We start from the raw sequence: 25,621 nt of genomic DNA, 5'->3' as shown, positions 1-25,621 counted from the left end.
ATGAGCACCGATACCCTGAAACTGATCCTTGAAGACACCGACGGCACCCAGCTGGAAACTTCCTGCACCCGCGTTGCCGTGGTGTGGCAGGGCAAGGAGATCTGGATCCAGCACGACGGTCGCGGCCAACTGCTGATCGGTGTGGACGTCGAAGAAGGCGACGCCGAGTACGCCAACCTGCTGATGCGCCCATTGGCCACCAACCTGATGAGCCTGCAGCTGGAAATGGAACCGGCCGACATGGAAGGTGATGATGACGATCACGTCCACGGTCCTGGCTGCAACCACTAAGGAAGCTTGCGTATGCTCGCCCTCGGCAAACTGCTTGAACTGACCCTCGCCGGTCGCGAACCGGCGCAAAAAATTCAACTGACTGTCGACGGCGTGCAGATGCGCTGGCTCAGCGAGGGCGCGCTGGAAGTGCGTCCGCCGCAAGCCTCGGACAATGGCAGCGACCTGCTGCTGTCGTCCGGCATCCATGGCAACGAAACCGCGCCGATCGAATTGCTCGACCGCCTGTTGCATGGCATCGCCCGTGGGGAGATTAAACCCCGCACCCGTATTCTGTTCCTCTTCGGCAACCCCGAGGCCATGCGCCGCGGCGAGCGTTACCTCGAACTGGACATCAACCGGCTGTTCAATGGCCGTCATGAAAGCAACATCGGCCCCGAAGCCATGCGCGCCGCGGAGCTGGAACAACTGGCCCGTAGTTTTTTCAGCAAGCCCGAGCGCTCGCGCCTGCATTACGACCTGCACACCGCCATCCGTGGCTCGAAGATCGAGCAGTTCGCGCTGTACCCGTGGAAAGACGGGCGCCAGCATTCGCGACGCGAGCTAGAGCGGCTGCGTGCGGCCGGGATGGAAGCGGTGCTGCTGCAGAACAAAACGTCCATCACCTTCACGGCCTTCACCTACGAGCAACTGGACGCCGAGGCTTTCACCCTGGAATTAGGCAAGGCGCGGCCGTTCGGACAGAACCAGGGAGTGGACGTCTCACGCCTGGAGGCGCGCCTGACTCAGATCATCGAAGGCAGCGAGCCTGAGGCGGACAGCCTGGATGGGTTGAAACTGTTCGCCGTGTCGCGGGAAGTCATCAAGCACAGCGATGCGTTCCTGCTGCACTTGCCCGCGGACGTGGAAAACTTTTCTGAGTTGGAAAAGGGTTATCTGCTGGCCGAAGACGTGGCCAAGACCCGTTGGGTGATTGAGGAGGAGGGCGCGCGCATCATCTTCCCCAACCCGAAGGTGAAAAACGGTTTGCGTGCAGGGATATTGATTGTGCCGACCACGGACGTGGGCCTGGCATAGACCTGGACCGAATGTGAGAGGGGGCTTGCCCCCGATAGCAGTGTGTCAGTCAGCTCATCTGGAGCTGAGACACCGCCATCGGGGGCAAGCCCCCTCCCACATTTTGTTTTGCAGTATTGCTTAGACTGCTACCGCCCGTGGCTCGCTGCGGCGGATCGCCCGCACTTTGTGCAGGGTGTCGGCGCACGTACGCGCGGCTTCCTGACCCTTGTGCACGAAGTGCTCATAGAAGAATGTGGTGTGTTCACTGCCGGCGTGGAAGTGATGCGGGGTCAGGGACACCGAGAACACCGGCACTTCGGTTTCCAGCTGCACCTGCATCAGGCCGCTGACCACCGATTGGGCAACGAATTCGTGGCGGTAGATGCCGCCGTCCACCACCAACGCGGCGGCAACGATGCCCGCGTAGCGACCGGTCTTGGCCAGCAGTTTGGCGTGCAGGGGCATTTCAAAGGCACCGCCGACTTCGAAAAAGTCGATGTCCGATTCCTGGTAGCCCTGGGCGATCATTTCGGCGAGAAAGCCCTTACGGCTCTGGTCGACAATATCCTTGTGCCAGCAGGCCTGGATAAACGCGACGCGCTCGCCGTGATGGTTTTTGCTTTTGCTGTCGATAGCGGTGGGTTGCATGTTCTGACTCCTGTTTAAGAAAAAAACAGGGCGTTATGAATCGAATGGGATTTCAAGGGTATGCAACGCGTGGGCATGCGGGCATGCGGTCAACGTGCGGCCCTTGGGTGCCAATCCCGTTCTCTCTTCATCCGGACTATGACCGTCGGCCCCGGGATCACACCGGGTCTGCTGACCTTGCCGCTGGCCTGCGTAAGCAGTCCAAGGCGCCAAGCGCTCGCGGGCTATACACATTGCGTGTAATTACCGCCGGTGGGGAATTACACCCCGCCCTGAGAACGTTGCCGCCAGAACCCTGGCGGCGCAGAGTTTTTAACACGGTTTTTCAGAAACTGCACGGACGTCGTATCGATTAGCTATATCGGTTTGTTTGGTTGGTATTCGATTGAATGCACACGGGGCTTGATATTGCGCGGCTTTGCCCGCAGTAATCGTCAATACGACAAAACGCCCCACCTGCCCGAGGCCAGTTAGATGACCGTGATAGACCTTCGCAGCGACACCGTGACCCAACCCACCGCCGGCATGCGCGATGCCATGGCCAGCGCCGCCAGCGGCGATGACGTCTACGGTGAAGACCCTAGCGTCAATCGCCTGGAAGCCGAGCTGGCCCATCGCCTGGGGTTTGCCGCTGCGTTGTTCGTGCCCACCGGCACCATGAGTAACCTGCTGGCGCTGATGGCCCACTGCGAACGCGGCGAGGAATACATCGTCGGGCAGCAGGCCCACACCTACAAATACGAAGGCGGCGGTGCGGCGGTGCTGGGCTCGATCCAGCCACAGCCGCTGGAGGTGCAGGCGGACGGTTCTCTGGATCTGGATCAAGTGCTGGCGGCCATCAAACCCGACGACTTCCACTTCGCCCGCACCCGCTTGCTGGCTCTGGAAAACACCATGCAGGGCAAAGTGCTGCCCATGGAGTACTTGGCCAAGGCGCGAGCGTTTACCCGTGAGCATGACCTGGCTCTGCATCTGGATGGCGCGCGTCTCTACAACGCCGCGGTCAAGCTGGGGGTGGATGCGCGGGAGATCGCCCAGCATTTCGATTCGGTGTCGGTGTGCCTGTCCAAGGGCCTCGGCGCTCCGGTAGGCTCGGTGTTGTGCGGGTCTACCGCGCTGATCGCCAAGGCGCGCCGTTTGCGCAAGATGGTGGGCGGCGGCATGCGCCAGGCCGGTTCATTGGCGGCGGCGGGTCTGTATGCCCTGGATCATCAAGTGCAGCGCCTGGCCGAAGACCACGCCAATGCCCAGTGGCTGGGGGATGAACTGCGCAAGGCCGGTTACAGCGTAGAGCCGGTGCAGACCAACATGGTCTATGTGCAGGTGGGCGATCAGGCCCAGGCATTGAAGGCGTTTGCCGCCGAGCGCGGGATCAAGTTGAGCGCGGCGCCTCGTCTGCGCATGGTCACCCATTTGGATGTTAATCGGGCGCAGATGGCACAGGTGCTGGAAACATTCGTCGAATATTCGCGTAAATGAACGTGCAGACCGTCTAATTGAACCTATCTATCGCATAAACACGCTGTACCACCGGCAAAGGGCCGATATAATGCGGCCCTTTGCCGTCGCTCCGTCTGATGATGTTGCGCACTGGCCTTTGGCCGCAGCCTCCGTGGAAGAACCTAATGAAAAGCGCAGAAATCCGTGAAGCCTTCCTTCGCTTCTTCGAAGAGCAAGGTCACACCCGTGTCTCCTCCAGCTCCTTGATCCCAGGCAATGACCCTACCCTGCTGTTCACTAACGCGGGGATGAACCAGTTCAAGGACTGCTTCCTGGGCCAGGAAAAGCGCGCCTACACCCGCGCGGTCAGCAGCCAGAAGTGCGTGCGCGCCGGTGGTAAGCACAACGACCTGGAAAACGTCGGCTATACCGCCCGTCACCACACCTTTTTCGAAATGCTCGGCAACTTCAGCTTTGGCGATTATTTCAAGCAAGACGCGATCAACTTCGCCTGGACCTTCCTGACCGGCGTGCTGAAACTGCCGAAGGAAAAACTCTGGGTCACCGTCTACGCCAGCGATGACGAGGCGTACGACATCTGGACCAAACAAGTGGGCGTGCCGGCCGAGCGCATGGTGCGTATCGGCGACAACAAAGGCGCACCTTACGCGTCCGACAACTTCTGGACCATGGGCGATACCGGCCCATGCGGCCCTTGCACCGAGATCTTCTACGACCACGGCGCCGATATCTGGGGTGGCCCGCCGGGCTCGCCGGAAGAAGACGGCGACCGTTACATCGAGATCTGGAACAACGTTTTCATGCAGTTCAACCGCACCGCCGATGGCGTGTTGCATCCGCTGCCGGCACCGTCGGTGGACACCGGCATGGGCCTGGAGCGGATCAGTGCGGTGATGCAGCACGTTCATTCCAACTACGAAATCGATCTGTTCCAGAGCCTGCTGGCTGCGGCCGCCAAGGCCATCGGTTGCAGTAATGATGACCAAGCCTCGCTCAAAGTGGTGGCCGACCACATCCGTTCCTGCGGCTTCCTGATCGCCGACGGCGTACTGCCGTCCAACGAAGGCCGTGGCTATGTGCTGCGTCGCATCATTCGTCGCGCTTGCCGTCACGGTAACAAGCTGGGCGCCAATGGCAGCTTCTTCTACCAGATCGTCGCGGCCCTGGTCGCCGAGATGGGCGATGCCTTCCCGGAACTCAAGCAGAACCAGGCGCACATCGAGCGCGTGCTCAAGGCCGAAGAAGAGCAGTTCGCCAAAACCCTGGAACAGGGCCTGAAGATCCTCGAACAAGACCTGGCCAACCTGTCGGGCAACGTGGTGCCGGGCGACGTGGTGTTCAAGCTCTACGACACCTACGGCTTCCCGATGGACCTGACCGGCGACATCGCCCGCGAGCGCAACCTGACCCTCGACGAGGAAGGTTTCGAACGCGAGATGGAAGCCCAGCGCGTACGCGCACGCTCGGCCAGTTCCTTCGGCATGGACTACAACAGCCTGGTCAAGGTGGATGTGGCCACCGAGTTCACCGGCTACAAGGCCACCAGCGGCTCGGCCAAAGTGGTCGCGCTGTACAAGGAAGGCCAGTCGGTCGACGTGTTGAACGAAGGCGACGAGGGTGTCGTGGTGCTGGATCAGACCCCGTTCTATGCCGAATCCGGCGGTCAGATCGGCGACTGTGGTTTCGTCAAATCCAGCTCCGGTCGTTTCGACGTACGTGATACCACCAAGACCGGCGGCGCCTTCCTGCACCACGGTGTGCTGGCCTCAGGCAGTCTGACCGTAGGCTCCCCGGTGGACACCCAGGTAGACGCCGACGTGCGCCACGCCACGTCGCTGAACCACTCGGCCACCCACTTGCTGCATGCCGCCCTGCGCCAGGTGCTGGGTGAACACGTTCAGCAGAAAGGTTCGTTGGTCGACAGTCAGCGCCTGCGTTTCGACTTCAGCCACTTCGAAGCGATCAAGCCAGAGCAGATCAAGGCACTGGAAGACATCGTCAACGCCGAAATCCGCAAGAACACCCCGGTTGAAACCGTCGAGACCGATATCGAGACGGCCAAGGCCAAGGGCGCCATGGCATTGTTCGGCGAGAAGTACGGCGACAGCGTGCGCGTGCTGAGCATGGGCGGCGATTTCTCGGTGGAACTGTGTGGCGGTATCCACGCCAACCGTACTGGCGACATTGCCTTGCTCAAGATCATCAGCGAAGGCGGCGTGGCGTCCGGTGTACGTCGTATCGAAGCGGTGACCGGCGCTGCGGCCCTGGCATACCTGAACGCGGCGGAAGAACAACTCAAGGAAGCGGCCAGCCTGGTCAAGGGCAGCCGCGACAACCTGATCGACAAGCTGTCCGCTGTCCTGGAGCGCAACCGTGCCCTGGAGAAACAGCTGGAACAGTTGCAAGCCAAGGCTGCCAGCGCAGCGGGCGACGATCTGTCGGCTTCGGCCGTTGACGTCAAGGACGTGAAAGTCCTGGCCGCACGCCTGGACGGTCAGGACGGCAAGGCGTTGTTGGCCCTGGTCGATCAGTTGAAAAACAAGCTCGGCCGCGCAGTGATCCTGCTCGGCGGTGTCCATGAGGAAAAGGTCGTACTGGTTGCCGGTGTAACCAAAGACCTGACTGGCCAACTCAAAGCCGGTGATTTGATGAAGCAAGCCGCTGCGGCAGTGGGCGGGAAGGGCGGTGGTCGTCCTGACATGGCACAAGGCGGTGGTGTAGACGCCGGTGCCCTGGATGCGGCCCTGGCCCTGACCGTGCCGTTTGTCGAGGCTGGCATTTAAGGCACTGTGAATCGGCCCGCGGTCTAGTCGCGGGCCTGATCAGTGCTGGTTGATTGGATATTTAGGCGCCCCTTTACGGGCTGAGGCGGCTGGAAATGGCTTTGATCGTACAGAAATTTGGAGGCACCTCGGTCGGCTCTGTCGAAAGAATCGAGCAGGTGGCCGACAAAGTTAAGAAATTCCGCGACGCTGGCGACGACCTGGTGGTGGTGCTGTCGGCCATGAGCGGCGAGACCAATCGCCTGATCGATCTGGCCAAGGCAATCAGTGGCGACCAGCAACCGTTGCCGCGCGAGCTGGATGTGATCGTATCCACCGGCGAACAGGTGACCATTGCCCTGCTGGCCATGGCCCTGAACAAACGCGGCGTGCCGGCTGTGTCCTATACAGGCAGCCAAGTGCGCATCCTCACCGACAGCGCTCATACCAAGGCGCGTATTCTGCAGATCGACGATCAGAAAATTCGCGCTGATCTGAAAGCCGGGCGTGTGGTAGTTGTAGCGGGCTTCCAGGGTGTGGACGAGCAGGGCAACATCACCACCCTTGGCCGTGGCGGTTCGGACACCACCGGCGTGGCGCTGGCGGCAGCTCTCAAGGCTGATGAATGCCAGATCTACACCGATGTGGATGGCGTCTACACCACGGACCCGCGTGTGGTGTCCGTCGCGCAGCGCCTGGACAAGATCACCTTTGAAGAGATGCTGGAGATGGCCAGTCTCGGTTCCAAGGTGCTGCAAATCCGCGCGGTGGAATTCGCCGGCAAGTACAACGTTCCGCTGCGCGTATTGCACAGCTTCAAAGAGGGTCCGGGCACCCTCATTACTATTGATGAAGAGGAATCCATGGAACAGCCGATCATTTCCGGCATCGCTTTCAACCGCGATGAAGCCAAGCTGACGATCCGTGGCGTGCCAGACACCCCGGGCGTGGCATTCAAGATCCTGGGCCCTATCAGTGGCGCAAACATTGAAGTCGACATGATCGTGCAGAACGTTTCGCACGATAACACCACCGATTTCACCTTCACCGTGCACCGCAACGAATACGACGCGGCTGAGCGTATTCTGCAGAACACTGCAAAAGAAATCGGCGCCCGTGAAGTGGTGGGTGACACCAAGATTGCCAAGGTCTCCATCGTAGGCGTGGGCATGCGTTCCCACGCCGGCGTTGCCAGCCGCATGTTCGAAGCCCTGGCCAAGGAAAGCATCAACATCCAGATGATCTCCACCTCGGAAATCAAAGTCTCGGTGGTGATCGAAGAGAAGTACCTGGAACTGGCTGTACGCGCGCTGCATACCGCTTTTGAGCTGGACGCTCCAGCCCGACAGGGCGAGTGACGTAATGCCAGAAAGGCGCGGTTTACCGCGCCTTTCATTTTTTTGTGGGCTGCGTGTGTAGGACCTGTTCTTTTGCGCGCGCTCGACAATACTTAGGCGGGTAGGGCTATGGCTTTCGGGTTGTAGGTCGAAGGCCTTTTTTTTGCAGACTGTTGTTCCTGAACTGAAATGCGTGAGGAGAAAGGCATGCTGATTCTGACTCGTCGTTGCGCAGAAAGCCTGATTATCGGTGATGGAGAAATCACCGTGACCGTGCTCGGCGTTAAAGGCAATCAAGTGCGTATCGGGGTTAACGCTCCGAAAGAGGTAGCGGTCCACCGCGAGGAAATTTACCTGCGGATCAAGAAAGAGAAGGACGAAGAACCAAGCCTTTAATTTTTATCGTTTTTTATGTTTGCAAACGGGGATGAACGTGGTTAATATACGCCCCGTGTTGCGGAGAGCTGGCCGAGTGGCCGAAGGCGCTCCCCTGCTAAGGGAGTACACCTCAAAAGGGTGTCGGGGGTTCGAATCCCCCGTTCTCCGCCATTATTTGCTTAGTACGTTGCAATCTGGATTTATCGGTAAGTTGTTGAAATTACTCGAAAAAATCGCTTTACATAGAGATTGAACGGCCTATAATGCGCGGCAACAAATGCACTCGTAGCTCAGCTGGATAGAGTACTCGGCTACGAACCGAGCGGTCACAGGTTCGAATCCTGTCGAGTGCACCATTTAAGAGTTAGCTGCAGCGATGCAGGTAGCTTGGCTTCAACCAGTTGTGATCTGGTCTAAAAACACAATCTGCACTCGTAGCTCAGCTGGATAGAGTACTCGGCTACGAACCGAGCGGTCACAGGTTCGAATCCTGTCGAGTGCACCATACAAACAAAAAGCCCGCCTAGCGCGGGCTTTTTGCCGTCTGGGGTTTTATCTTTTTTCTCTCGGCCCATGTGTTTTCCTTTCCGTCTGCGTCGTCGCAGTTCATAGATGCGGCCAATACTCAACTTTGGCTCGCAAGCGCTTGTTCTTTCCAGTTTTTTAACGTTAAAAGCGGACGCAAGGTGTATCATTGCGCCCGTCAGCCCCGCCGGGGCTTGTGGAATACCTCCATGGACTTACCCAGTAGTTACTCAGTGCCCCGTTTCACCAATCATGAATTGACTGATTGATCCTTCCGGCGTGCCCCGCTGCTGGGAGTGGAGTTCGCCTATGACCGAAGTTGAAGTAAAGAAAACTCAAGAAAGCCTGCAGGATCGCCTTGCTCAAGTTATCGAGCTGCTGCAGCGCCAGCGTGTGGTCGAAGACCTAACGCACCGCCAGGAAGGTCCTCACCACGACCGCGTCGAAAACCTGGTGCACCGGCAAAACCTCGTCGAGCTGCAACGCAAGCTCGATGATCTGCACTCTGCCGACGTCGCCTACATACTTGAAGCCCTCCCGCTCGATGATCGACTGACCCTGTGGCAGTTGGTCAAGGCCGACCGTGATGGCGACATCCTGCTCGAAGTGTCGGACTCGGTGCGTGAAACCCTGATCGCCGACATGGACGATCACGAACTGTTAGCGGCGGCCAAGGAGATGGACGCCGACGAACTGGCCGACCTGGCGCCGGAATTGCCGCGTGATGTTGTCCACGAGCTGATGGAGGCCCTTGACGGTCAGCAGCGCGAGCGCGTGCGCTCAGCGTTGTCCTACGATGAGGATCAAGTCGGCGCCCTGATGGACTTCGAGATGGTCACCATCCGTGAAGACGTCAGCCTGGAAGTGGTACTACGCTATCTGCGTCGATTGAAAGAATTGCCAAGCCACACCGATAAGCTGTTCGTGGTGGATTACGAAGGTATTCTCAAGGGTGTGCTGCCGATCAAGCGGCTGCTGGTCAACGACCCTGAGAAAAAAGTGGCCGATTTGATGGCTAGCGACACGGTGAGCTTTCATCCTGACGAAGATGCTTACGAGGCGGCTCAGGCCTTCGAGCGTTACGACTTGATTTCGGCTCCCGTGGTCGATAAGAACGGCAAGCTGATTGGTCGTCTGACTATCGATGAAATCGTCGACCTGATCCGTGAAGAGAGTGAGACCGAAGTCCTCAACATGGCGGGTCTGCGTGAAGAGGAAGATATTTTTGCCTCGGTTTGGCGTTCGCTGCATAACCGCTGGGCGTGGCTTGCAATCAATCTGATTACTGCGTTTATCGCATCCCGCGTGATCGGATTGTTCGAAGGCTCCATCGAGAAGCTGGTGGCGTTGGCGGCGCTGATGCCGATTGTGGCAGGCATCGGCGGCAACTCAGGCAACCAGACGATTACCATGATTGTGCGTGCGATGGCACTGGATCAGGTGAGTACTGCCAACTCCTCGCGATTGCTGCGCAAAGAATTGGCGGTGGGCTTGATCAACGGATTGGTATGGGGCGGCGTGATCGGCGTCGTGGCTTACTTGCTGTATGGCAGCTGGTCGCTTGGCGTAGTGATGACTGCCGCCATGACCCTTAACCTTCTGTTGGCGGCGCTGATGGGGGTGTTGATACCCATGACCTTGGCACGCCTGGGACGCGACCCTGCCATGGGTGCCAGCGTGATGATCACGGCCATGACCGACAGCGGCGGCTTCTTTATATTCCTGGGCCTGGCGACGATCTTTCTCCTCTAAGCCAACTCGATGCGCGGCTGCCCGGCCGCTACGCCGCAAGAGCGAGCAGACTTGCTCTTGCGGTTGTCTTCACAAATCCCACGCAAAAAAAAAGCCAGCACTAGGCTGGCTTCTGCTTTCAGTTGCAATTCATTCGGCTTCTGCGGCCGCCTCAACGTCGTGCGCGATCAGCGAGACGAGAGCATTTTGCTGGCGATGGGAGAGCTGACGAAAACGCTGCAGCAGTTCGCGTTCGTGCAGCGACAGCTCAGGACTGTCCAGGCGCATGCTCAACTCTTCACCCAACGCACCTTCCTGAATAAGGCTCTGTTCCAGGCGCGCGATGATTTCGGAGTTCATGCTGCGGTGATGATTGCGAGCCACCTCGGCAATGCGTTCCCGCATTCCGTCTGGCAGACGTACGACGAACTTGTCAGCCGTACGGCTGGAATAAATTGCCTGTTTCAATGGGCGCATATATTTAACCGGTTAGTTCAGGGGAGCGGTTTCTGGAATTGGCCGCAAGATGAGTGTTAAGACAAGACTCACGACCAAAGTTCAACCCGAATTGCAAAGAGGCCGCATCATGCCTCACATTTGCCAGTTCCTTGGCGTCAATTCTGTGACAAATATTGAACTGCCTGGAGGCTTTATGCCAGCACTGATTTGCATTTTTGCGGACTGGTTGGAAAACATTCACTTGAGGGGCTACCCAGATGGAACTATCCCGAAAACCCAGTCGCAGCAGGGTTTGAGGCCGCACATCCTATAGCAAAGTGGCCTTTTGCCCTTATCCTTTAGACTAGTGGCAAACGGCCAAATGAGTAGGTTGAGGCGACGTAAGGTATGGGTGAATGAAAGGAAGAGGAGGAGCTGTCAGCGCAGGATCGGATCGAATTTGATCCGACGGCCTACGAAAAGGGTTAGTAAGAAAAAGCAGGCGGATATGCCGCTGATAATTAAAGCGGTGCTTTGCTCATCTTTTGTATACGTCTCTAAGCCATACAGGCCGGTGGCGGTGGTCAAGCACAAAAAAAGCCAGGCAGATTTGCTCATTATTAAATTCTCAGAAAACCCAGTGTTCGGATGTAGGTGCGGCCTGGGTGCCCTGGGTCAGGCGTACGGGAGATTGCGCGGTTGGCGTCATCACTGCCAGTTGCGGGCGTTGCTGCAAGTGGTGTGGAACAGCGTGTTGGCTGATCTGCGCTGGGTCCTGCGCATTTGACGATTGAAAGTGAAACATCACCAGTGCAGCCAGGGCGACAGAATTGAGAGCTAACAGAAGGGCGCTGTTCATGGGCATGTTCTCCGTTTACCGCCTGGCTGAGTGGTGGGGTATAAGAACAGTATTGCAGGTGTCGTGCCAAACCATTAACTCAATAAAATCAATGGCTTGTAGGCGTTTATGCTGCTTCTCAGGTTGCAATTTGCAACGCGACCAGTTTGGGGGAGTGCATTTTGCACGACTTAGACCAAGTGCCTATGTTTACGGGGCGAAACCGAATTCGCTGTAGTCAGGATCGGCTTACGGGCAAAAAGCCTAAGGACGACATGACAAAACCCACCTCCGCCGTTAACATGCACGCCGTCCATCGCCGCCATGGCTTGATGGCTGTCATTAGTCCCAGTAGCTCAATTGGATAGAGCATCCCCCTCCTAAGGGGAAGGTTGGCCGTTCGAACCGGCCCTGGGACGCCATATTCAAAGCCCCGTACGGAATATCCGGCGGGGCTTTTTTGTGCGCGCTTGAACTTTTGCAACACGGGTCGAACCTTGGCGTCAATCGAGGTTCACAGCAGGGCTTAGCGTGTATTTGTGGCAACGGTGTACCTCGCACCCCACTGAGCATCGTCTGAACAGCAGTTAATTGTTTTGTAAAAATTTATCCCCGGAAGCTGCCTGTATTGCCTGTCCGGAACCGACCACCGGGGACTATCATGCCGATAGCCCTGTTTCTCACTGCAAGGAGCCGCTCGGAACGCCGATGCGACAGATCTGGAAATCTTTTCGAGCCCTTTATTTCGCCTCCTTGATGATGCTGATCGGCTCTGGCTTGCTCAGCACCTACCTGGCTCTGCGCCTGGCGGCTGATAACGTTGACAGCCTGTGGGTCGGTGCGCTGATGGCCGCCAACTATTTTGGTCTGGTGCTGGGCGGCAAGATTGGACACCGCCTGATTGCCCGAGTCGGGCATATCCGCGCGTATGCGACCTGTGCCGGAATTGTCGGTGCGGCGGTGTTGGGTCATGGCCTGGTCGATTGGCTGCCGGCCTGGATCGTGCTGCGGGTGATCGTGGGTCTGGGCATGATGTGCCAGTACATGGTCATTGAAAGCTGGCTCAACGAACAGGCGGACGCCAAGCAGCGTGGTGTGGTGTTCAGTGGCTATATGATCGCCTCTTATCTGGGTCTGGTACTGGGTCAGTTGATTCTGGTGATGCATCCCCAGCTCGGCCTGGAACTGTTGATGCTGGTCGCGTTGTGCTTTGCGCTTTGTCTGGTACCGGTTGCCATGACTCGGCGCATTCACCCGGCGCCTTTGCGGCCGGCTCCGATGGAGCCGCGCTTCTTCATCAAGCGCGTGCCGCAGTCGCTGAGTACAGTGTTGGGCGCGGGGCTGATCGTCGGTTCTTTCTACGGTTTGGCGCCGCTGTATGCGTCCCAGCAGGGGTTGACGACCGAGCAGGTCGGCCTGTTCATGGGTAGCTGCATCTTTGCCGGGTTGGTGGTGCAGTGGCCGTTGGGCTGGTTATCGGATCGTTATGATCGCGCGCTGCTGATCCGTTGCTTCGCGCTTTGCCTGGCCGTGGCGTCATTGCCGTTGGCGATTCTCACTCAGGTGCCGCTGGAGGTGTTGTTCATCGCCGGGTTCCTGTGCTCGTTGGTGCAGTTTTGCCTCTACCCGCTGGCGGTGGCGTTTTCCAACGACCATGTCGAAGGTGACCGCCGGGTATCTTTGACGGCCATGCTGTTGGTTACATATGGCGTCGGCGCCAGTGTCGGGCCTTTGTTGGCGGGTGTGGTGATGAAGTTGTTCGGCAGTCAGATGCTGTACGCGTTTTTCACCTTGTGCGCGCTGATCCTGGTGTGGCGGATTAGGCCCAAGGCTGTCACTAATCTGCATCAGGTGGACGACGCGCCTTTGCATCACGTAGCGATGCCCGACAGTATGTCCAGTTCGCCGTTGGTCGCGGCGCTCGATCCGCGGGTGGATGAGCAAGTGGTGCAGGATCAGATGCAAACGAGCCCCGAGCCCGAAGTCGAGCCGCCGCAGCCGCCGGTCGAGGAGCCCAGTACCGAGGCGCCTGCCGAGCAGCCGGACTCCGACGAGCATCCCAACGGCTTGAGCGGGGCGCGTCCCTAACAACGAAAAACGGGCAGACCCCTGAGGGCTGCCCGTTTTTTATTGCGACCTGTGGCGCTTAAAAGTCGTCGTCTTTGTCGAAACGACGTGCTTCGCGCTGCAATTGGTAAACGAAACGCTCGACCTGTCGCTGCACCAGCCCGCTCATATTATGGAAGCGTACGCCGGCGAAAGTGGTGTTGATCTTCTCTTCGAAGTGCAGGTAGCGCAGTTCGACCGAGGTGGTCATGCTGCCGAAGGGCAGGGCGGCGATAAATCGGTCATAGACCTGGCCCAGTTGCAGGCGCTCAGTGATGTCTCCCTCGAAGCGCAATTTGCAGCCGGTGGCGGAAATATCCAATAGCTTGCCGTTGATCGGTGCCTTGAGCTTTTCACCACCCAGCTCGATGTTCACCAACTGTGCCAGCTTCAGGGCTGCACGAAAGGCATTCCTGCGTTGGTGATACACAACTTCATTGGGCATGCTGCCGGTGTAGATGCGGTGACCATTCTTTTCGCTGATGGTCATGCCACCGTTGCTTTCCCACGCGACGCGCACGCCATCGTGGAAGCCTTCGATGCGGAACGGCTCGCCATTTTCAAGATAGCGCTCACCGTCGCGGGGGATCATTTCGTCCATGACCAGCGTGTTACTGTCCCGATCGACATCCACCAGATAACTCTGGAAACGCTGGCTGCGCTCGTGAAACGTAATGATCAGCGGGTCATGGCTTTCTTGCAGCATTCGCAAGTTGCCGGCGATTTCCAGAGGCGTGGTGAGGACCTTGGGGGGCTGCGGAGCATCTTCCGCATTAAGAGCGTTGAACACGGTTCTTCCATCTCCAGACAAATACGACTACACGCAAGAACCGGCATTTTGCCAGCATGTAGCGCGCCTTGGATAGGGCGCGCGGTAAACCGGTGTCAGGCTTGGCTGCGGGTGCTGGGCTTGACCAGACGCGAGGTGGAGCCCTGAGCGTTATACAGCGCCGGTGGCTCGCCGCCGTGGAGTATACGCAACTGGTTGGCCGTCGTAGCTTGCTGAAGCTGAATCGACTGGCCGTTGAGTTGATTGGCTTCCTGGCACTGGCTGAGCAATTGATTGAGTGCTTTGCTCTGAGTGAGCAGATGGTCGCCCACCGAGGAGTGGCTGGCCAGCTGTGCCAGGCCGTCATGGTCTGCGGGCAGACCCAGGCTGATAAGGATCTGGCTGCGTTTCTTGCCATGCTGTTCCAGTAGGACGATCAGCGACTGCTTGCGCGCCAGGATTTCCTCAAGGAGCGGCATATCCCGGCCATAGAGCGCCAAGGATTCTTCTTTTAGCAGCTCGAGCAACTGTTGCGTCGGCGCTAGATCATCGATGATCAGTTGAAGCAGGGTTTCGTCGTGATGCATGGCTGGCCTTGGGTTTTAAGCGTCCAAAAGCCCGGCGCAGGCCTTTGCCTAGCGCTCGGCTTCGAAGTTAAGCAGCTTGCTGGCTACACGGTTGCTGTCGACTTTGTAGCTGCCATCAGCGATTGCCTGTTTCAATTCGGCCACGCGGGCTTTATTGACCACCGGTTGATCGCGCAGCGAGTCAGTGACCTTCTGCAACTGTTGAGCCTCATTGCTCAGGTGTACCGATTCCCCGCTCTGGCTGGCGCTGGTCTGTTCCGTCTTGGCAGGCGCTGGGGCCTTGGTTTCCGCACTTTCTTTGGCACCCGTGGTGCGAGCAGTACCAGACGTTGCCGGGGAGTTATTTAAACGATTGAAATCAATGACCATGATAAAAAACCTCTGGGTATTTGGACGCTTGCCATGTTTTCGGCCATACCCGGATAAACTTTAGGCGCGAATGACAATAAATCTCCACACGGGACTTCTCGTGCACAGTGTAGGAAAACCCAGCGTCCTCTACCAGCGATCTATAAAGCCACCTCCACTTGTCCTGGGGCGGTCACGCGCGCTTTGATCACGCGGTTTGAATTGAGGTTCTTAACCCGGATCTGCTCGCTCATGCCGCCGTTGGACAGTGCTTCACCGGGCATTTTCACATTCAAAGCGCCGCTACTGGCTGAAATCACCACCTGATCGCCCTTACGGATAACCTCGGCCTGCTCTAAATGAACCAGCGTGAGAACCTGATCGGTGACCACTGGTCGGGTTAATCTCTGCCCGATGGCCTGGTCGACGCTCGTCAAATAACCCTGACTGATCTGACTGATGTCACGTTCACGTAAGACGACATCCTCAAAAGCGATGATCCCGGTGCGCTTCAGTGGCCTCGCCACCACCACCACATCGCGGAATAGTTTGACCTGCGCCGGCACAAACACGGTCCAGGGCGAGGCGCCGTCGCACCGGACCCTTACAGTCACACGGCCGATGGGCTGGGCAGGACTTTCCAGGGTGGCTGTCAATTCCTTGTCGCACATCGGCATGCGCAGGCGAGGGTCCAATTGGTTGACTTGGATTTCATAACGACCCAGCGTCTGTGTAGTTGCCAGATAATCTTCTACAGTGAACTCAAGAAAGCCTTGAGTGACGCCGATAAGGAGATCAGGCAAGGTGACGTTCTCTGCGCGGGCCGTGGTGCCCAGGCAGAAAGCCAGCAATGCCATCGAGACGCTGAGCAATCTGCGGTGGCGGGGGTGTCGGGAAACTGTCGTTTTCATATCCATAGCCAACAAATAGCAAAGCTCGTGCCGTTTAGTGTCGGGTGCGCGTCGTACCCCCGAAGGTTTTAGCGTAGGAGTCTGGGCATGGCAGGTGTAATGGATTCAGTAAACCAGCGCACACAGCTGGTAGGGCAGAATCGCCTGGAGTTGTTGCTTTTCCGCCTCGATGGCAGGCAGCTGTATGGCATCAATGTGTTCAAAGTGCGGGAAGTGCTGCAATGCCCCAAACTGACGATCATGCCCAAATCCAGTCCGGTGGTATGTGGTGTGGCCAATATTCGCGGCGCCACTATCCCGATTCTTGATCTGGCCCTGGCGACAGGCTCGTCCGGTCTTCAGGACCGTGAAAGTCCGTTCGTGATCATCACCGAGTACAACACCAAGACCCAGGGTTTCCTGGTGCGCTCGGTGGAGCGCATTGTCAACATGAACTGGGAAGAGATCCATCCACCACCCAAGGGCACCGGCCGCGATCACTACCTCACGGCGGTGACGCGGGTCGATAACCAGTTGGTGGAAATTATCGATGTGGAGAAGATCCTCGCCGAAGTTGCCCCTACCTCTGAGACCATTTCGGTGGGCGTGGTCGATGCCGAGACGGCGCACAAAGCGGTGTCCCTGCGTGTGCTGACGGTGGATGACTCTTCCGTGGCGCGCAAGCAGGTGACCCGTTGCCTGCAAACTGTCGGTGTGGAAGTGGTGGCGCTCAACGATGGCCGCCAGGCGCTGGATTACCTGCGCAAACTGGTGGATGAGGGCAAGAAGCCGGAAGAAGAATTCCTGATGATGATCTCGGATATCGAGATGCCGGAAATGGACGGCTACACTCTCACAGCCGAGATACGTAGCGACCCGCGTATGCAAAAATTGCATATCGTCCTGCATACTTCATTGTCGGGTGTATTCAACCAGGCCATGGTCAAAAAGGTCGGGGCGGATGATTTCCTGGCCAAATTCCGTCCTGATGACCTTGCATCGCGGGTTGTCGACCGGATCAACGCAGCAGATCACGGCTAAGGTTTAACCTTGGCGATCATACGATTTTAGAGGCGGTATCAGTGTCGACAGGTAATTTGGATTTTGAACAGTTCCGGGTCTTCCTGGAAAAGGCCTGTGGCATATTGCTCGGTGAGAACAAGCAGTACCTGGTATCCAGCCGTCTCAACAAGCTGATGGAGCAGCAGGGCATCAAGTCCCTGGGCGAGTTGGTTCAGCGGATCCAGAGTCAGCCGCGCAGTGGGCTCAAGGAGATGGTGGTCGATGCCATGACCACCAACGAAACCCTGTGGTTTCGCGATACGTATCCGTTTGAAGTGCTTAAGAGCAAGGTGTTGCCGGAAGCCATCAAGGCCAGTCCCGGACAGCGCTTGCGCATCTGGTCGGCGGCCTGTTCGTCGGGGCAGGAACCGTACTCGATTTCCATGGCTATCGACGAGTTCGAGCGGACCAACATGGGCCAGTTGAAGGCTGGGGCACAGATTGTCGCCACTGACCTGTCCGGGACCATGCTGAACAACTGCAAGACCGGCGAATACGACACCCTGGCACTGGGTCGCGGTTTGTCTCAGGAGCGTTTGCAACGTTACTTTGACTCCAAGGGAGCAGGGCGTTGGGCGGTAAAGGCGCCGATCAAGAGCCGAGTGGAGTTTCGCTCGTTCAACCTGCTCGACAGTTACGCCAGCCTGGGCAAGTTCGACATGGTGTTCTGCCGCAACGTGCTGATCTACTTTTCGGCCGAAGTGAAGAAAGACATCCTGTTGCGTATCCATGGCACGCTCAAGCGTGGCGGCTACTTGTTCCTCGGTGCGTCTGAGGCGCTCAACGGCTTGCCGGATCACTACCAGATGGTGCAGTGCAGCCCTGGCATCATCTACCAGGCCAAGTAAACAAGGCCTGTGCAGTCAAAAATGTGGGAGGGGGCTTGCCCCCGATAGCGTCGGATCAGTCACCTATCCATGACTTGATACACCGCTATCGGAGGCAAGCCTCCTCCCACTTTTAGTTTTGCGGCAATCCCCCATTGCCGCTTTACTGGCGCCAAGCGGAAGCCGCTTGCCGCTTTTCTGGCATTGCCGCCGGTAATTTCTGCTTAAGTCCTTGATATATGGGGGCTGAAAAAATTGGCATGCACCTTGCTATACCTCTGTCAACGAACAGCAGGTCAGCCTAAAGGTTTCCGCCATGAGCATCAGCTTCGATAAAGCGCTCGGTATCCATGAACAAGCCCTGGGCTTTCGCGCCCAGCGTGCCGAAGTCCTGGCCAACAACATTGCCAACGCCGATACCCCGAACTACAAGGCTCGGGATCTGGATTTCTCCGCCGTGCTCGCTGCACAGCAGGACAAGACCAAAAACGGCACCTTTGCCTTGAATATGACCAACAGCCGTCATATCGAAGCGCAAGGCCTGAGCAGTGGTGACGAGTCGCTGCTGTATCGCACGCCGATGCAGCCATCCATCGATCAGAACACCGTCGACGCGCAGCTGGAGCAATCTGCCTATGCCGAGAACTCGGTGAACTTTCAGGCCAGCTTCACCCTGCTCAACAGTAAATTCAAAGGGCTGATGTCAGCCCTGCGTGGAGAGTAAGCCATGTCCCTGTCCAGTGTTTTCAATATTGCCGGCAGTGGCATGAGCGCGCAGACCACGCGCTTGAACACCGTCGCCAGTAACATCGCCAACGCCGAGACCGTGTCTTCGAGCATTGACCAAACCTACCGCGCCCGTCACCCGGTGTTCGCCACCATGTTCCAGGGCGGCCAGAGCGGTGGCAGCGATTCGCTGTTCCAGAACCAGGACGCCGCGGGCCAGGGTGTGCAGGTACTCGGCGTAGTCGAGGATCAAAGCAACCTGGAAGCCCGTTACGAGCCCAACCATCCGGCGGCGAACGAAAAAGGCTACGTGTACTACCCGAACGTCAATGTTGTCGAGGAAATGGCGGACATGATTTCGGCCAGCCGCTCGTTCCAGACCAACGCGGAAATGATGAACACCGCCAAAACCATGATGCAGAAGGTCCTGACCCTGGGTCAGTGATAAGGGGCGCCAACCATGGCCATTGTCGATACGTCTAATAACACGGCGGTTCAAGACCTTTTCAACTCGAAGGTCAAGACGGCGTCGGACAACACTAACTTAGCGGATGCTTCCAAGGCCGCGACCGGCAGCCAGTCACTGGGCAAGGACGCATTCTTGCAGTTGCTGGTCACCCAGCTGAAAAACCAGAACCCGCTGTCGCCCCAGGACAACGGCGCGTTCGTTGCCCAACTGGCGCAATTCAGCAGCCTGGAAGGCATCAACACCCTCAATGACTCGGTGAATTCGATTTCCAGCAACTTCAGCTCCTCCCAGGCGCTGCAGGCTTCGTCTCTGGTAGGTCGTTCGATCATCACCCAGACCGACAAGGCTTTGGTCGATACCAGCAAGAGCATGACCGGTTCGGTGGCGGTGACGGCGGCGACGGGCAACGTCTCCGTCAAGATTACCGACAAGGACGGCAACGTGGTCCGCACCATCGATATGGGCGCCCAAAGCGCCGGCACGTCCGACTTCATCTGGGACGGCAAGAACGACAAAGGTGAGGTGGCGGCAGCGGGTACTTATACCTTCGCGGCCACGACCAAGAACGACAAAGGCGACTCGGTGGCCCTGGCGACTTCGCTGCCGGCAACGGTGACCAGCGTGACGCTGAGCAAGACCGGCGGCGAAATGCTGCTGAACCTGGCGGGCGGCATGGGCAGCGTCAAGCTGTCGCAAATTCAGACTATCGGTACATAGAGCCGGCTAAATACGGCAGAAGGAGAGAAACATGTCTTTTAACATCGGCCTTAGCGGCCTCTATGCAGCCAACAAACAACTGGACGTGACGGGCAACAACATCGCCAACGTCGCGACCACTGGCTTCAAATCCTCTCGTGCGGAATTCGCCGATATCTACGCTGCCTCCAAGCTGGGCACCGGTCAGAACAGCATTGGTAACGGTGTGAACCTGGCGGCGGTGTCACAGCAGTTCACCCAAGGTGACGTCAACGGCAGCGGCGGTATCCTGGATATGGCGATTCAGGGCGGTGGCTTCTTCGTGCAGAAGGGCAGCGACGGCTCGCTTGAGTACACCCGTTCCGGTGCGTTCCGTGCCGACAAGGACGGCTACATCACCAACAACACCGGCACCTCGCGTCTGCAAGGTTATGCAGCGGATGAAGACGGCAAGATCATCAAGGGCGGCCTGACCGACCTGCAACTGAACCTGTCGAATCTGCCGCCAAAGGCGTCCACCAAAGTGGACTCTACCAGTAACCTGAACTCTTCTGAGCCGGTGATCGACCAGACGCTCAAGCCGTTCAACCCTACCGATACCAGCACCTTCACCACCCAGTACAGCACTACGTTGTACGACTCCCAGGGTAATGCGCACCCGATGGTGCAGTACCTGGTGAAAACCGACGGCAACAAGTGGAACGCCTACACCCTGATCGACGGCCGCAACCCGAACGGTTCGGCGCCTACCGGCACACCGTCCACGCCGCCTGTTCCGTCGACCCTGAGCTTTGATGGCGCGGGCAAGCTTACCGGTATTCTCACCGGGACTGTTTCCAGCACGACTCTGAACATCACCGGCTGGGTGCCAGGCACCGTGACCAATGGTGTGTGGAAGGCAAACGGTGCGGATGCCAACCCGACCGGTATCGCCATCAACATGGCCAACATCACGCAGTACAACTCCGCCACTTACCGTAACCCACCGGTGACTGACGGTTATGCGACTGGCCAGATCACCGGCCTGAAAATTGACGGCAGCGGTGTACTGTTCGCCACGTTCAGCAACCAGCAGAGCAAGGCCATCGGCCAGATATCTCTGGCCAGCTTCAACAATGAGCAGGGGCTGCAGCCTTCCGGCGGCACTTCCTGGCGTGAAACCTTTGCTTCGGGCCAACCGGGTTACGACACCCCTCAGGCCGGTACCTTGGGTTCGATCGTGGCCAACTCGCTTGAGAACTCCAACGTCAACCTGACCAACGAACTGGTAGACCTGATCAAGGCCCAGAGCAACTACCAGGCGAACGCCAAGACCATCTCGACCCAGAGCACCATTATGCAGACCATCATTCAGATGACCTGATGCCATCGCGCTCGGTAAAAAAGCCCCTCATTTGAGGGGCTTTTTTGTGGGCGCAGAAAAGTGATCGGAGGGCAGCAGTTAATTGCTGTTACGCATTGGCAGGAACGCCCGTTCCAGTCTCGCCACTGAAGTGAGCAGAACCCCATGGGGGGCACTGCAATGAACAGAGGGGCGGTGGTGATGGCAATTGCGGGAGCGTCGCGGCGCAGCGCCGTGAGTGTGCTTTACGGGGTGGATGCCAGGCAGTCGACTTCAGATGTCGTGGAACCGGTCAGCGAGGCTTCAACGGTCAAGGCACTGCTTAACGAACTATTTGATGCAACAAAAGACAACAAGTCGCAAACGGTTCAGGACGTACGGGACAAGTTGAATGCGTTGCGCGAAAAGCTGGGTGACGAAAAATTCAAGGAGATCTTGAACAAGCTGATCGAAGAGGCGAGAGGCGAGTGGCTTGAGTTTCTCAAGCGGCTGTTGGGACAGTGGTTTCCTGATGAAGTGACACCACCGGCTCCCCCGGCACCGTCACTACCCAGAGGTGGCGGTGGCGGCGGTGGCGGCCAAGTTAATCCGCAGGATTTCGGCCCCTCGGAATCCATGAGCGACAAGCCGATTACCGAAGGCGCGAATTTCTACGACTATAAGCCGGACAACAGTAATCCTGGGGTTAAACCCGACAAGGGAAGAGGGGCTGGCAATATCTGGAGTGGCTTTTTCCAAGGGCCTGACGGCAATTGCATTACGGTTTCAGCCATAAAGGCGGCCATGATGCATTTCGGCAAGAAACCTACGGATGTTTTCAAAAGCGTTAAAGAGGCCGGTGACGGTTATGACGTGGAAATGAGAGACGGGGTCAAAGTCCATTTGTCCAAGGACGAGCTGAAACAAGCCGCGCTTCACGCGCGTTTTAGAGGGGATGACCCCGAGATGTTGACCAATGCCAATTTCATGTACGCCGTTAGCGCCAAACGTGCGCAGAAGGAAAATAACGATGGCGTGGCTGGACGCAGTTTCATGGCGGCGATGCAAAGTCTTAACAATGGAGAGTATGCGCGAGAAGGCCTGGACCGTTTGAGCTTGAGAGGGCATTACCGGCCAGCAACCGATGCCGATTTGAGAAGTAGCAAAGTGGGGACGGTGGAGTACGGTGGGCATTCAATGGCGGTGATCGACGGCCGCATTGAGAAATGGGGGCGGCGAGGTTTAGCACCTGAGTCGGGCATTGCGACTGTGCTGATCTAAAGCGCTTTGGTATTTCGTCAGATAAAAGAAAAACCCCCGATACGCCATCAGGCGTATCGGGGTTTTTTTTAACCTTGGACGGTTAAGCCCGAGGCACGCTCAGCTTATTGGCAAGCTTCGCAATCCGGCTCGTCGATAGCACAGGCCTTTGGCACTGGCGCTGGGCCGGCCGGGGCGGCGAGTACCGAATCATCACCGTGGTTGCCGCTGGACACTGCGTTCAGCTTACCGGTGTTGATGGTCGACTTCTCAGTGCTGGTTGCGGCCAGGGCGCGGAGGTAATAGGTGGTTTTCAGGCCACGGTACCAAGCCATGCGGTAGGTCACGTCCAACTTCTTGCCCGAAGCGCCGGCGATGTACAGGTTCAGGGACTGCGCCTGGTCGATCCACTTCTGACGACGGCTGGCGGCGTCAACGATCCACTTGGTGTCTACTTCGAATGCAGTCGCGTAGAGCTCTTTGAGTTCTTGCGGGATGCGCTCGATCTGCTGCACGGAACCGTCGTAGTACTTCAGGTCGTTGATCATCACCGAGTCCCACAGGCCGCGGGCTTTCAGGTCGCGAACCAGGTACGGGTTGATCACGGTGAATTCGCCCGACAGGTTCGATTTCACATACAGGTTCTGGTAAGTCGGTTCGATCGACTGCGACACGCCGGTGATGTTGGCGATGGTGGCGGTCGGTGCGATGGCCATGATGTTGGAGTTACGAATACCTTTCTGCACACGGGCACGTACCGGCGCCCAGTCCAGGGTTTCGTTCAGGTCAACGTCGATGTACTTCTGGCCACGGGCTTCGATCAGGATCTGTTGCGAGTCCAGCGGCAGGATGCCCTTAGACCACAGCGAACCCTGGAATGTCTCGTAGGCGCCGCGCTCGTCGGCCAGGTCGCAGGAAGCCTGGATCGCGTAGTAGCTGACCGCTTCCATGGACTTGTCGGCGAACTCGACCGCAGCGTCCGAACCGTAAGGAATGTGCTGCAGGTACAACGCGTCCTGGAAGCCCATGATCCCCAGACCCACTGGGCGGTGCTTGAAGTTGGAGTTCTGCGCCTGTGGCACCGAGTAGTAGTTGATGTCGATCACGTTATCGAGCATGCGTACGGCGGTGTTGACGGTGCGCTCCAGCTTGGCGGTGTCCAACTTGCCGTTGACGATGTGGTTCGGCAGGTTGATCGAGCCCAGGTTGCAAACGGCGATCTCGTCCTTGTTGGTGTTCAAGGTGATCTCGGTGCACAGGTTGGAGCTGTGGACCACGCCCACGTGCTGCTGCGGGCTGCGCAGGTTGCACGGGTCCTTGAAGGTCAGCCACGGGTGGCCGGTTTCGAACAGCATGGACAGCATCTTGCGCCACAGGTCTTTGGCCTGGATGGTCTTGAACAGCTTGACCTTGCCTGGGTACTCGGTGAGGGCTTCGTAGTACTCGTAGCGCTCTTCGAAGGCCTTGCCGGTCAGGTCGTGCAGGTCCGGTACTTCGGAGGGCGAGAACAGGGTCCACTTGCCGTCATCGAAGACGCGCTTCATGAACAGGTCAGGAATCCAGTTGGCGGTGTTCATGTCGTGGGTACGACGACGGTCGTCACCGGTGTTCTTGCGCAGCTCGATGAACTCTTCGATGTCCATGTGCCAGGTTTCCAGGTAGGCACACACAGCGCCTTTGCGCTTGCCACCCTGGTTAACGGCGACGGCGGTGTCGTTCACCACTTTCAGGAACGGTACGACGCCCTGAGACTTGCCGTTGGTGCCCTTGATGTAGGAGCCCAGTGCACGCACCGGCGTCCAGTCGTTGCCCAGGCCACCGGCGAATTTGGACAACATGGCGTTGTCGTGGATCGCGTGATAGATGCCCGACAGGTCGTCCGGCACGGTGGTCAGGTAGCAGCTGGACAGCTGTGGGCGCAGGGTGCCGGCGTTGAACAGCGTCGGTGTCGAGGACATGTAGTCGAAGGACGACAGCAAGTTGTAGAACTCGATGGCGCGGTCTTCTTTGTGCTTCTCTTCGATCGCCAGGCCCATGGCCACGCGCATGAAGAACACTTGCGGCAGTTCGAAGCGGATACCGTCCTTGTGGATGAAGTAACGGTCGTACAGGGTTTGCAGACCCAGGTAGGTGAACTGCTGGTCACGCTCGTGGTTGATGGCCTTGCCGAGCTTTTCCAGGTCGAAAGTGGCCAGGACCGGGTTCAGCAATTCGAATTCGATACCCTTGGCGATGTACGCAGGCAGGGCCTTGGCGTACAGGTCGGCCATTTCATGGTGGGTGGCGCTTTCGGCGACTTTCAGGAAGCCCAGGCCTTCGGCACGCAGGGTGTCCATCAGCAGGCGCGCGGTCACGAACGAGTAGTTCGGCTCGCGTTCAACCAGGGTACGGGCAGTCATCACCAGCGCGGTGTTGACGTCGGTCAGGGCCACGCCGTCGTACAGGTTCTTCAGGGTTTCGCGTTGGATCAGGTCGCCGTCGACTTCTTCCAGGCCTTCGCAGGCCTCGGTGATGATGGTGTTCAGGCGGCCGAGGTCCAGCGGCGCAAAGCTGCCGTCGGCCAGGGTGATGCGGATCGACGGGTGCGCTTGTACCGCTGCTTCTTCGGCGGGAGTGCGCACGGCACGTTCCTTGGCGCGCGAATCGCGGTAGATCACGTAGTCGCGGGCGACTTTCTGTTCGCCGGCACGCATCAGGGCCAGTTCGACCTGATCCTGGATTTCTTCGATGTGGATGGTGCCGCCCGAGGGCATGCGACGCTTGAAGGTTGCGGTGACTTGTTCGGTCAGGCGGGCAACGGTGTCGTGGATACGCGACGAGGCGGCAGCGGTGCCGCCTTCAACTGCAAGAAACGCTTTGGTGATGGCGACGGTGATTTTGTCATCGGTGTAAGGAACGACAGTGCCGTTACGCTTGATCACGCGCAGTTGGCCAGGTGCAGTGGCGGACAGATCCATAGTTGAATCGGCGGCCTGCGGCACGGAGCCCTGCGGGTTCTCGCGAGTTGTGTCGGTTTGCATGGGGGGGTGTCTCCACATTCTATATTTATTTGGGCACCATCACGGTGCCCACCGTTCCGTCCTGAAGCACTTACAGCAGGCCTGGGCCTGGCATAACAACTTCGGGACAGTAGGAAGGGGGCTGTTCGCGCC

Annotated in this window: 24 protein-coding genes, 4 tRNA genes and 1 riboswitch; of the genes, 19 read left to right on the top strand and 9 right to left on the bottom strand. The window is 58.0% G+C overall.

Going from position 1 to position 25,621, the window contains the following annotated elements; all coding sequences use genetic code 11:
• Window positions 1-291: a hypothetical protein gene (locus ACFZPT_RS11460; RefSeq protein WP_034099931.1), complete on the top strand. Its 291-nt coding sequence runs from the start codon at window positions 1-3 to the stop codon at window positions 289-291.
• Between the two features lie 12 nt (window positions 292-303).
• Window positions 304-1,308, top strand: coding sequence for a succinylglutamate desuccinylase (gene astE / locus ACFZPT_RS11455; RefSeq protein WP_034099929.1), 1,005 nt, complete (start codon window positions 304-306; stop codon window positions 1,306-1,308).
• A gap of 120 nt (window positions 1,309-1,428) precedes the next feature.
• Here the strand turns inward: astE and ACFZPT_RS11450 are convergent, their stop codons facing one another.
• Window positions 1,429-1,938, bottom strand: coding sequence for a 6,7-dimethyl-8-ribityllumazine synthase (locus tag ACFZPT_RS11450; RefSeq protein WP_003193604.1), 510 nt, complete (start codon window positions 1,936-1,938; stop codon window positions 1,429-1,431).
• A gap of 114 nt (window positions 1,939-2,052) precedes the next feature.
• A riboswitch (FMN riboswitch) is annotated at window positions 2,053-2,222 on the bottom strand.
• 190 nt (window positions 2,223-2,412) lie between these two features.
• On the opposite strand from ACFZPT_RS11450, the gene ltaE reads away from it, so the two are divergent.
• The 8 genes from ltaE (at window position 2,413) to mgtE (ending at window position 10,153) form a co-directional block, all read left to right on the top strand.
• On the top strand, window positions 2,413-3,417 hold the full coding sequence (gene ltaE, locus ACFZPT_RS11445; protein WP_034099927.1) for a low-specificity L-threonine aldolase: 1,005 nt from the start codon (window positions 2,413-2,415) through the stop codon (window positions 3,415-3,417).
• A 146-nt stretch (window positions 3,418-3,563) separates the two neighbouring features.
• Window positions 3,564-6,182, top strand: coding sequence for an alanine--tRNA ligase (alaS, locus tag ACFZPT_RS11440; RefSeq protein ID WP_040269234.1), 2,619 nt, complete (start codon window positions 3,564-3,566; stop codon window positions 6,180-6,182).
• Between the two features lie 95 nt (window positions 6,183-6,277).
• Window positions 6,278-7,519, top strand: a complete 1,242-nt coding sequence (locus ACFZPT_RS11435; RefSeq protein ID WP_034099923.1) for an aspartate kinase — start codon at window positions 6,278-6,280, stop codon at window positions 7,517-7,519.
• A gap of 186 nt (window positions 7,520-7,705) precedes the next feature.
• Entirely contained in the window at window positions 7,706-7,894 is a 189-nt protein-coding gene (csrA, locus tag ACFZPT_RS11430; RefSeq protein WP_003175645.1) for a carbon storage regulator CsrA, read from the top strand.
• 62 nt (window positions 7,895-7,956) lie between these two features.
• Window positions 7,957-8,047: transfer RNA gene (locus ACFZPT_RS11425), tRNA-Ser, on the top strand.
• Between the two features lie 108 nt (window positions 8,048-8,155).
• Window positions 8,156-8,232 (top strand) — tRNA-Arg (locus tag ACFZPT_RS11420).
• A gap of 72 nt (window positions 8,233-8,304) precedes the next feature.
• Window positions 8,305-8,381: transfer RNA gene (locus tag ACFZPT_RS11415), tRNA-Arg, on the top strand.
• Between the two features lie 329 nt (window positions 8,382-8,710).
• Window positions 8,711-10,153 carry a magnesium transporter gene (gene mgtE, locus ACFZPT_RS11410; RefSeq protein ID WP_034099922.1) on the top strand — a complete coding sequence of 481 codons (1,443 nt, stop codon included), beginning with the start codon at window positions 8,711-8,713 and terminating at the stop codon, window positions 10,151-10,153.
• Window positions 10,154-10,282: 129 nt separating this feature from the next.
• Here the strand turns inward: mgtE and ACFZPT_RS11405 are convergent, their stop codons facing one another.
• From ACFZPT_RS11405 to ACFZPT_RS11395, 3 genes are all read right to left on the bottom strand, one after another.
• On the bottom strand, window positions 10,283-10,609 hold the full coding sequence (locus ACFZPT_RS11405; protein WP_017849200.1) for an Arc family DNA-binding protein: 327 nt from the start codon (window positions 10,607-10,609) through the stop codon (window positions 10,283-10,285).
• 399 nt (window positions 10,610-11,008) lie between these two features.
• Window positions 11,009-11,188 carry a PA3371 family protein gene (locus ACFZPT_RS11400; protein ID WP_047882818.1) on the bottom strand — a complete coding sequence of 60 codons (180 nt, stop codon included), beginning with the start codon at window positions 11,186-11,188 and terminating at the stop codon, window positions 11,009-11,011.
• Window positions 11,189-11,198: 10 nt separating this feature from the next.
• Window positions 11,199-11,429 (bottom strand): hypothetical protein, encoded by a 231-nt coding sequence (locus ACFZPT_RS11395; RefSeq protein WP_034099919.1) that lies wholly within the window; start codon window positions 11,427-11,429, stop codon window positions 11,199-11,201.
• 324 nt (window positions 11,430-11,753) lie between these two features.
• Between ACFZPT_RS11395 and ACFZPT_RS11390 the strand changes: the two genes are divergently transcribed.
• Both ACFZPT_RS11390 and ACFZPT_RS11385 read left to right on the top strand, forming a co-directional pair.
• A tRNA-Arg gene (locus ACFZPT_RS11390) sits at window positions 11,754-11,830 on the top strand.
• 286 nt (window positions 11,831-12,116) lie between these two features.
• On the top strand, window positions 12,117-13,496 hold the full coding sequence (locus tag ACFZPT_RS11385; protein ID WP_034099918.1) for an MFS transporter: 1,380 nt from the start codon (window positions 12,117-12,119) through the stop codon (window positions 13,494-13,496).
• A gap of 58 nt (window positions 13,497-13,554) precedes the next feature.
• Here ACFZPT_RS11385 and ACFZPT_RS11380 read toward each other — a convergent pair whose 3' ends face one another.
• From ACFZPT_RS11380 to flgA, 4 genes are all read right to left on the bottom strand, one after another.
• On the bottom strand, window positions 13,555-14,304 hold the full coding sequence (locus tag ACFZPT_RS11380) for a flagellar brake protein (RefSeq protein WP_034099917.1): 750 nt from the start codon (window positions 14,302-14,304) through the stop codon (window positions 13,555-13,557).
• Between the two features lie 95 nt (window positions 14,305-14,399).
• Window positions 14,400-14,870: a flagella synthesis protein FlgN gene (locus ACFZPT_RS11375; protein WP_034099916.1), complete on the bottom strand. Its 471-nt coding sequence runs from the start codon at window positions 14,868-14,870 to the stop codon at window positions 14,400-14,402.
• 48 nt (window positions 14,871-14,918) lie between these two features.
• Complete coding sequence (flgM, locus tag ACFZPT_RS11370) at window positions 14,919-15,239, bottom strand: flagellar biosynthesis anti-sigma factor FlgM (RefSeq protein ID WP_034099915.1); 321 nt, start codon at window positions 15,237-15,239, stop codon at window positions 14,919-14,921.
• 140 nt (window positions 15,240-15,379) lie between these two features.
• Window positions 15,380-16,135, bottom strand: coding sequence for a flagellar basal body P-ring formation chaperone FlgA (gene flgA, locus ACFZPT_RS11365; protein ID WP_034099914.1), 756 nt, complete (start codon window positions 16,133-16,135; stop codon window positions 15,380-15,382).
• An 81-nt stretch (window positions 16,136-16,216) separates the two neighbouring features.
• Here flgA and ACFZPT_RS11360 point away from each other — a divergent pair, with 81 nt between their 5' ends.
• The 7 genes from ACFZPT_RS11360 (at window position 16,217) to ACFZPT_RS11330 (ending at window position 22,490) form a co-directional block, all read left to right on the top strand.
• Window positions 16,217-17,149 (top strand): chemotaxis protein CheV, encoded by a 933-nt coding sequence (locus ACFZPT_RS11360; RefSeq protein WP_034099913.1) that lies wholly within the window; start codon window positions 16,217-16,219, stop codon window positions 17,147-17,149.
• Window positions 17,150-17,190: 41 nt separating this feature from the next.
• Entirely contained in the window at window positions 17,191-18,018 is an 828-nt protein-coding gene (gene cheR, locus ACFZPT_RS11355; RefSeq protein WP_034099912.1) for a protein-glutamate O-methyltransferase CheR, read from the top strand.
• A 295-nt stretch (window positions 18,019-18,313) separates the two neighbouring features.
• Complete coding sequence (flgB, locus tag ACFZPT_RS11350; protein WP_003175633.1) at window positions 18,314-18,721, top strand: flagellar basal body rod protein FlgB; 408 nt, start codon at window positions 18,314-18,316, stop codon at window positions 18,719-18,721.
• Between the two features lie 3 nt (window positions 18,722-18,724).
• A complete protein-coding gene (flgC, locus tag ACFZPT_RS11345) occupies window positions 18,725-19,168 on the top strand; it encodes a flagellar basal body rod protein FlgC (RefSeq protein WP_024076985.1) in 444 nt (147 codons plus the stop codon).
• Window positions 19,169-19,183: 15 nt separating this feature from the next.
• Window positions 19,184-19,909, top strand: coding sequence for a flagellar hook assembly protein FlgD (gene flgD / locus ACFZPT_RS11340; protein WP_034099911.1), 726 nt, complete (start codon window positions 19,184-19,186; stop codon window positions 19,907-19,909).
• A 31-nt stretch (window positions 19,910-19,940) separates the two neighbouring features.
• Window positions 19,941-21,251 (top strand): flagellar hook protein FlgE, encoded by a 1,311-nt coding sequence (flgE, locus tag ACFZPT_RS11335; RefSeq protein ID WP_034099910.1) that lies wholly within the window; start codon window positions 19,941-19,943, stop codon window positions 21,249-21,251.
• Window positions 21,252-21,410: 159 nt separating this feature from the next.
• Window positions 21,411-22,490: a hypothetical protein gene (locus tag ACFZPT_RS11330; RefSeq protein ID WP_379555352.1), complete on the top strand. Its 1,080-nt coding sequence runs from the start codon at window positions 21,411-21,413 to the stop codon at window positions 22,488-22,490.
• Window positions 22,491-22,594: 104 nt separating this feature from the next.
• Here ACFZPT_RS11330 and ACFZPT_RS11325 read toward each other — a convergent pair whose 3' ends face one another.
• On the bottom strand, window positions 22,595-25,489 hold the full coding sequence (locus tag ACFZPT_RS11325) for a ribonucleoside-diphosphate reductase subunit alpha (RefSeq protein WP_034099909.1): 2,895 nt from the start codon (window positions 25,487-25,489) through the stop codon (window positions 22,595-22,597).
• Window positions 25,490-25,621 lie beyond the last annotated feature (132 nt).

The sequence above is a fragment of the Pseudomonas sp. MD330_10 genome (assembly GCF_042610415.1).
GTDB lineage: Bacteria > Pseudomonadota > Gammaproteobacteria > Pseudomonadales > Pseudomonadaceae > Aquipseudomonas > Aquipseudomonas rhodesiae.
The sequence above is the reverse complement of the archived record's forward strand: the minus strand, read 5'-3'. Positions and strand labels throughout refer to the sequence as shown.

Coding starts and splice junctions, on each gene's coding strand:
- ltaE (WP_034099927.1), top strand. CDS start 2,413: ATGACCGTGATAGACCTTCGCAGCGACACCGTGACCCAACCCACCGCC.
- ACFZPT_RS11400 (WP_047882818.1), bottom strand. CDS start 11,188: ATGAGCAAATCTGCCTGGCTTTTTTTGTGCTTGACCACCGCCACCGGC.
- ACFZPT_RS11395 (WP_034099919.1), bottom strand. CDS start 11,429: ATGAACAGCGCCCTTCTGTTAGCTCTCAATTCTGTCGCCCTGGCTGCA.
- flgM (WP_034099915.1), bottom strand. CDS start 15,239: ATGGTCATTGATTTCAATCGTTTAAATAACTCCCCGGCAACGTCTGGT.
- ACFZPT_RS11450 (WP_003193604.1), bottom strand. CDS start 1,938: ATGCAACCCACCGCTATCGACAGCAAAAGCAAAAACCATCACGGCGAG.
- csrA (WP_003175645.1), top strand. CDS start 7,706: ATGCTGATTCTGACTCGTCGTTGCGCAGAAAGCCTGATTATCGGTGAT.
- mgtE (WP_034099922.1), top strand. CDS start 8,711: ATGACCGAAGTTGAAGTAAAGAAAACTCAAGAAAGCCTGCAGGATCGC.
- ACFZPT_RS11405 (WP_017849200.1), bottom strand. CDS start 10,609: ATGCGCCCATTGAAACAGGCAATTTATTCCAGCCGTACGGCTGACAAG.
- ACFZPT_RS11375 (WP_034099916.1), bottom strand. CDS start 14,870: ATGCATCACGACGAAACCCTGCTTCAACTGATCATCGATGATCTAGCG.
- flgC (WP_024076985.1), top strand. CDS start 18,725: ATGTCCCTGTCCAGTGTTTTCAATATTGCCGGCAGTGGCATGAGCGCG.
- ACFZPT_RS11385 (WP_034099918.1), top strand. CDS start 12,117: ATGCGACAGATCTGGAAATCTTTTCGAGCCCTTTATTTCGCCTCCTTG.
- flgE (WP_034099910.1), top strand. CDS start 19,941: ATGTCTTTTAACATCGGCCTTAGCGGCCTCTATGCAGCCAACAAACAA.
- astE (WP_034099929.1), top strand. CDS start 304: ATGCTCGCCCTCGGCAAACTGCTTGAACTGACCCTCGCCGGTCGCGAA.
- ACFZPT_RS11435 (WP_034099923.1), top strand. CDS start 6,278: ATGGCTTTGATCGTACAGAAATTTGGAGGCACCTCGGTCGGCTCTGTC.
- flgB (WP_003175633.1), top strand. CDS start 18,314: ATGAGCATCAGCTTCGATAAAGCGCTCGGTATCCATGAACAAGCCCTG.
- flgD (WP_034099911.1), top strand. CDS start 19,184: ATGGCCATTGTCGATACGTCTAATAACACGGCGGTTCAAGACCTTTTC.
- ACFZPT_RS11330 (WP_379555352.1), top strand. CDS start 21,411: ATGAACAGAGGGGCGGTGGTGATGGCAATTGCGGGAGCGTCGCGGCGC.
- ACFZPT_RS11460 (WP_034099931.1), top strand. CDS start 1: ATGAGCACCGATACCCTGAAACTGATCCTTGAAGACACCGACGGCACC.
- ACFZPT_RS11360 (WP_034099913.1), top strand. CDS start 16,217: ATGGCAGGTGTAATGGATTCAGTAAACCAGCGCACACAGCTGGTAGGG.
- flgA (WP_034099914.1), bottom strand. CDS start 16,135: ATGGATATGAAAACGACAGTTTCCCGACACCCCCGCCACCGCAGATTG.
- alaS (WP_040269234.1), top strand. CDS start 3,564: ATGAAAAGCGCAGAAATCCGTGAAGCCTTCCTTCGCTTCTTCGAAGAG.
- ACFZPT_RS11325 (WP_034099909.1), bottom strand. CDS start 25,489: ATGCAAACCGACACAACTCGCGAGAACCCGCAGGGCTCCGTGCCGCAG.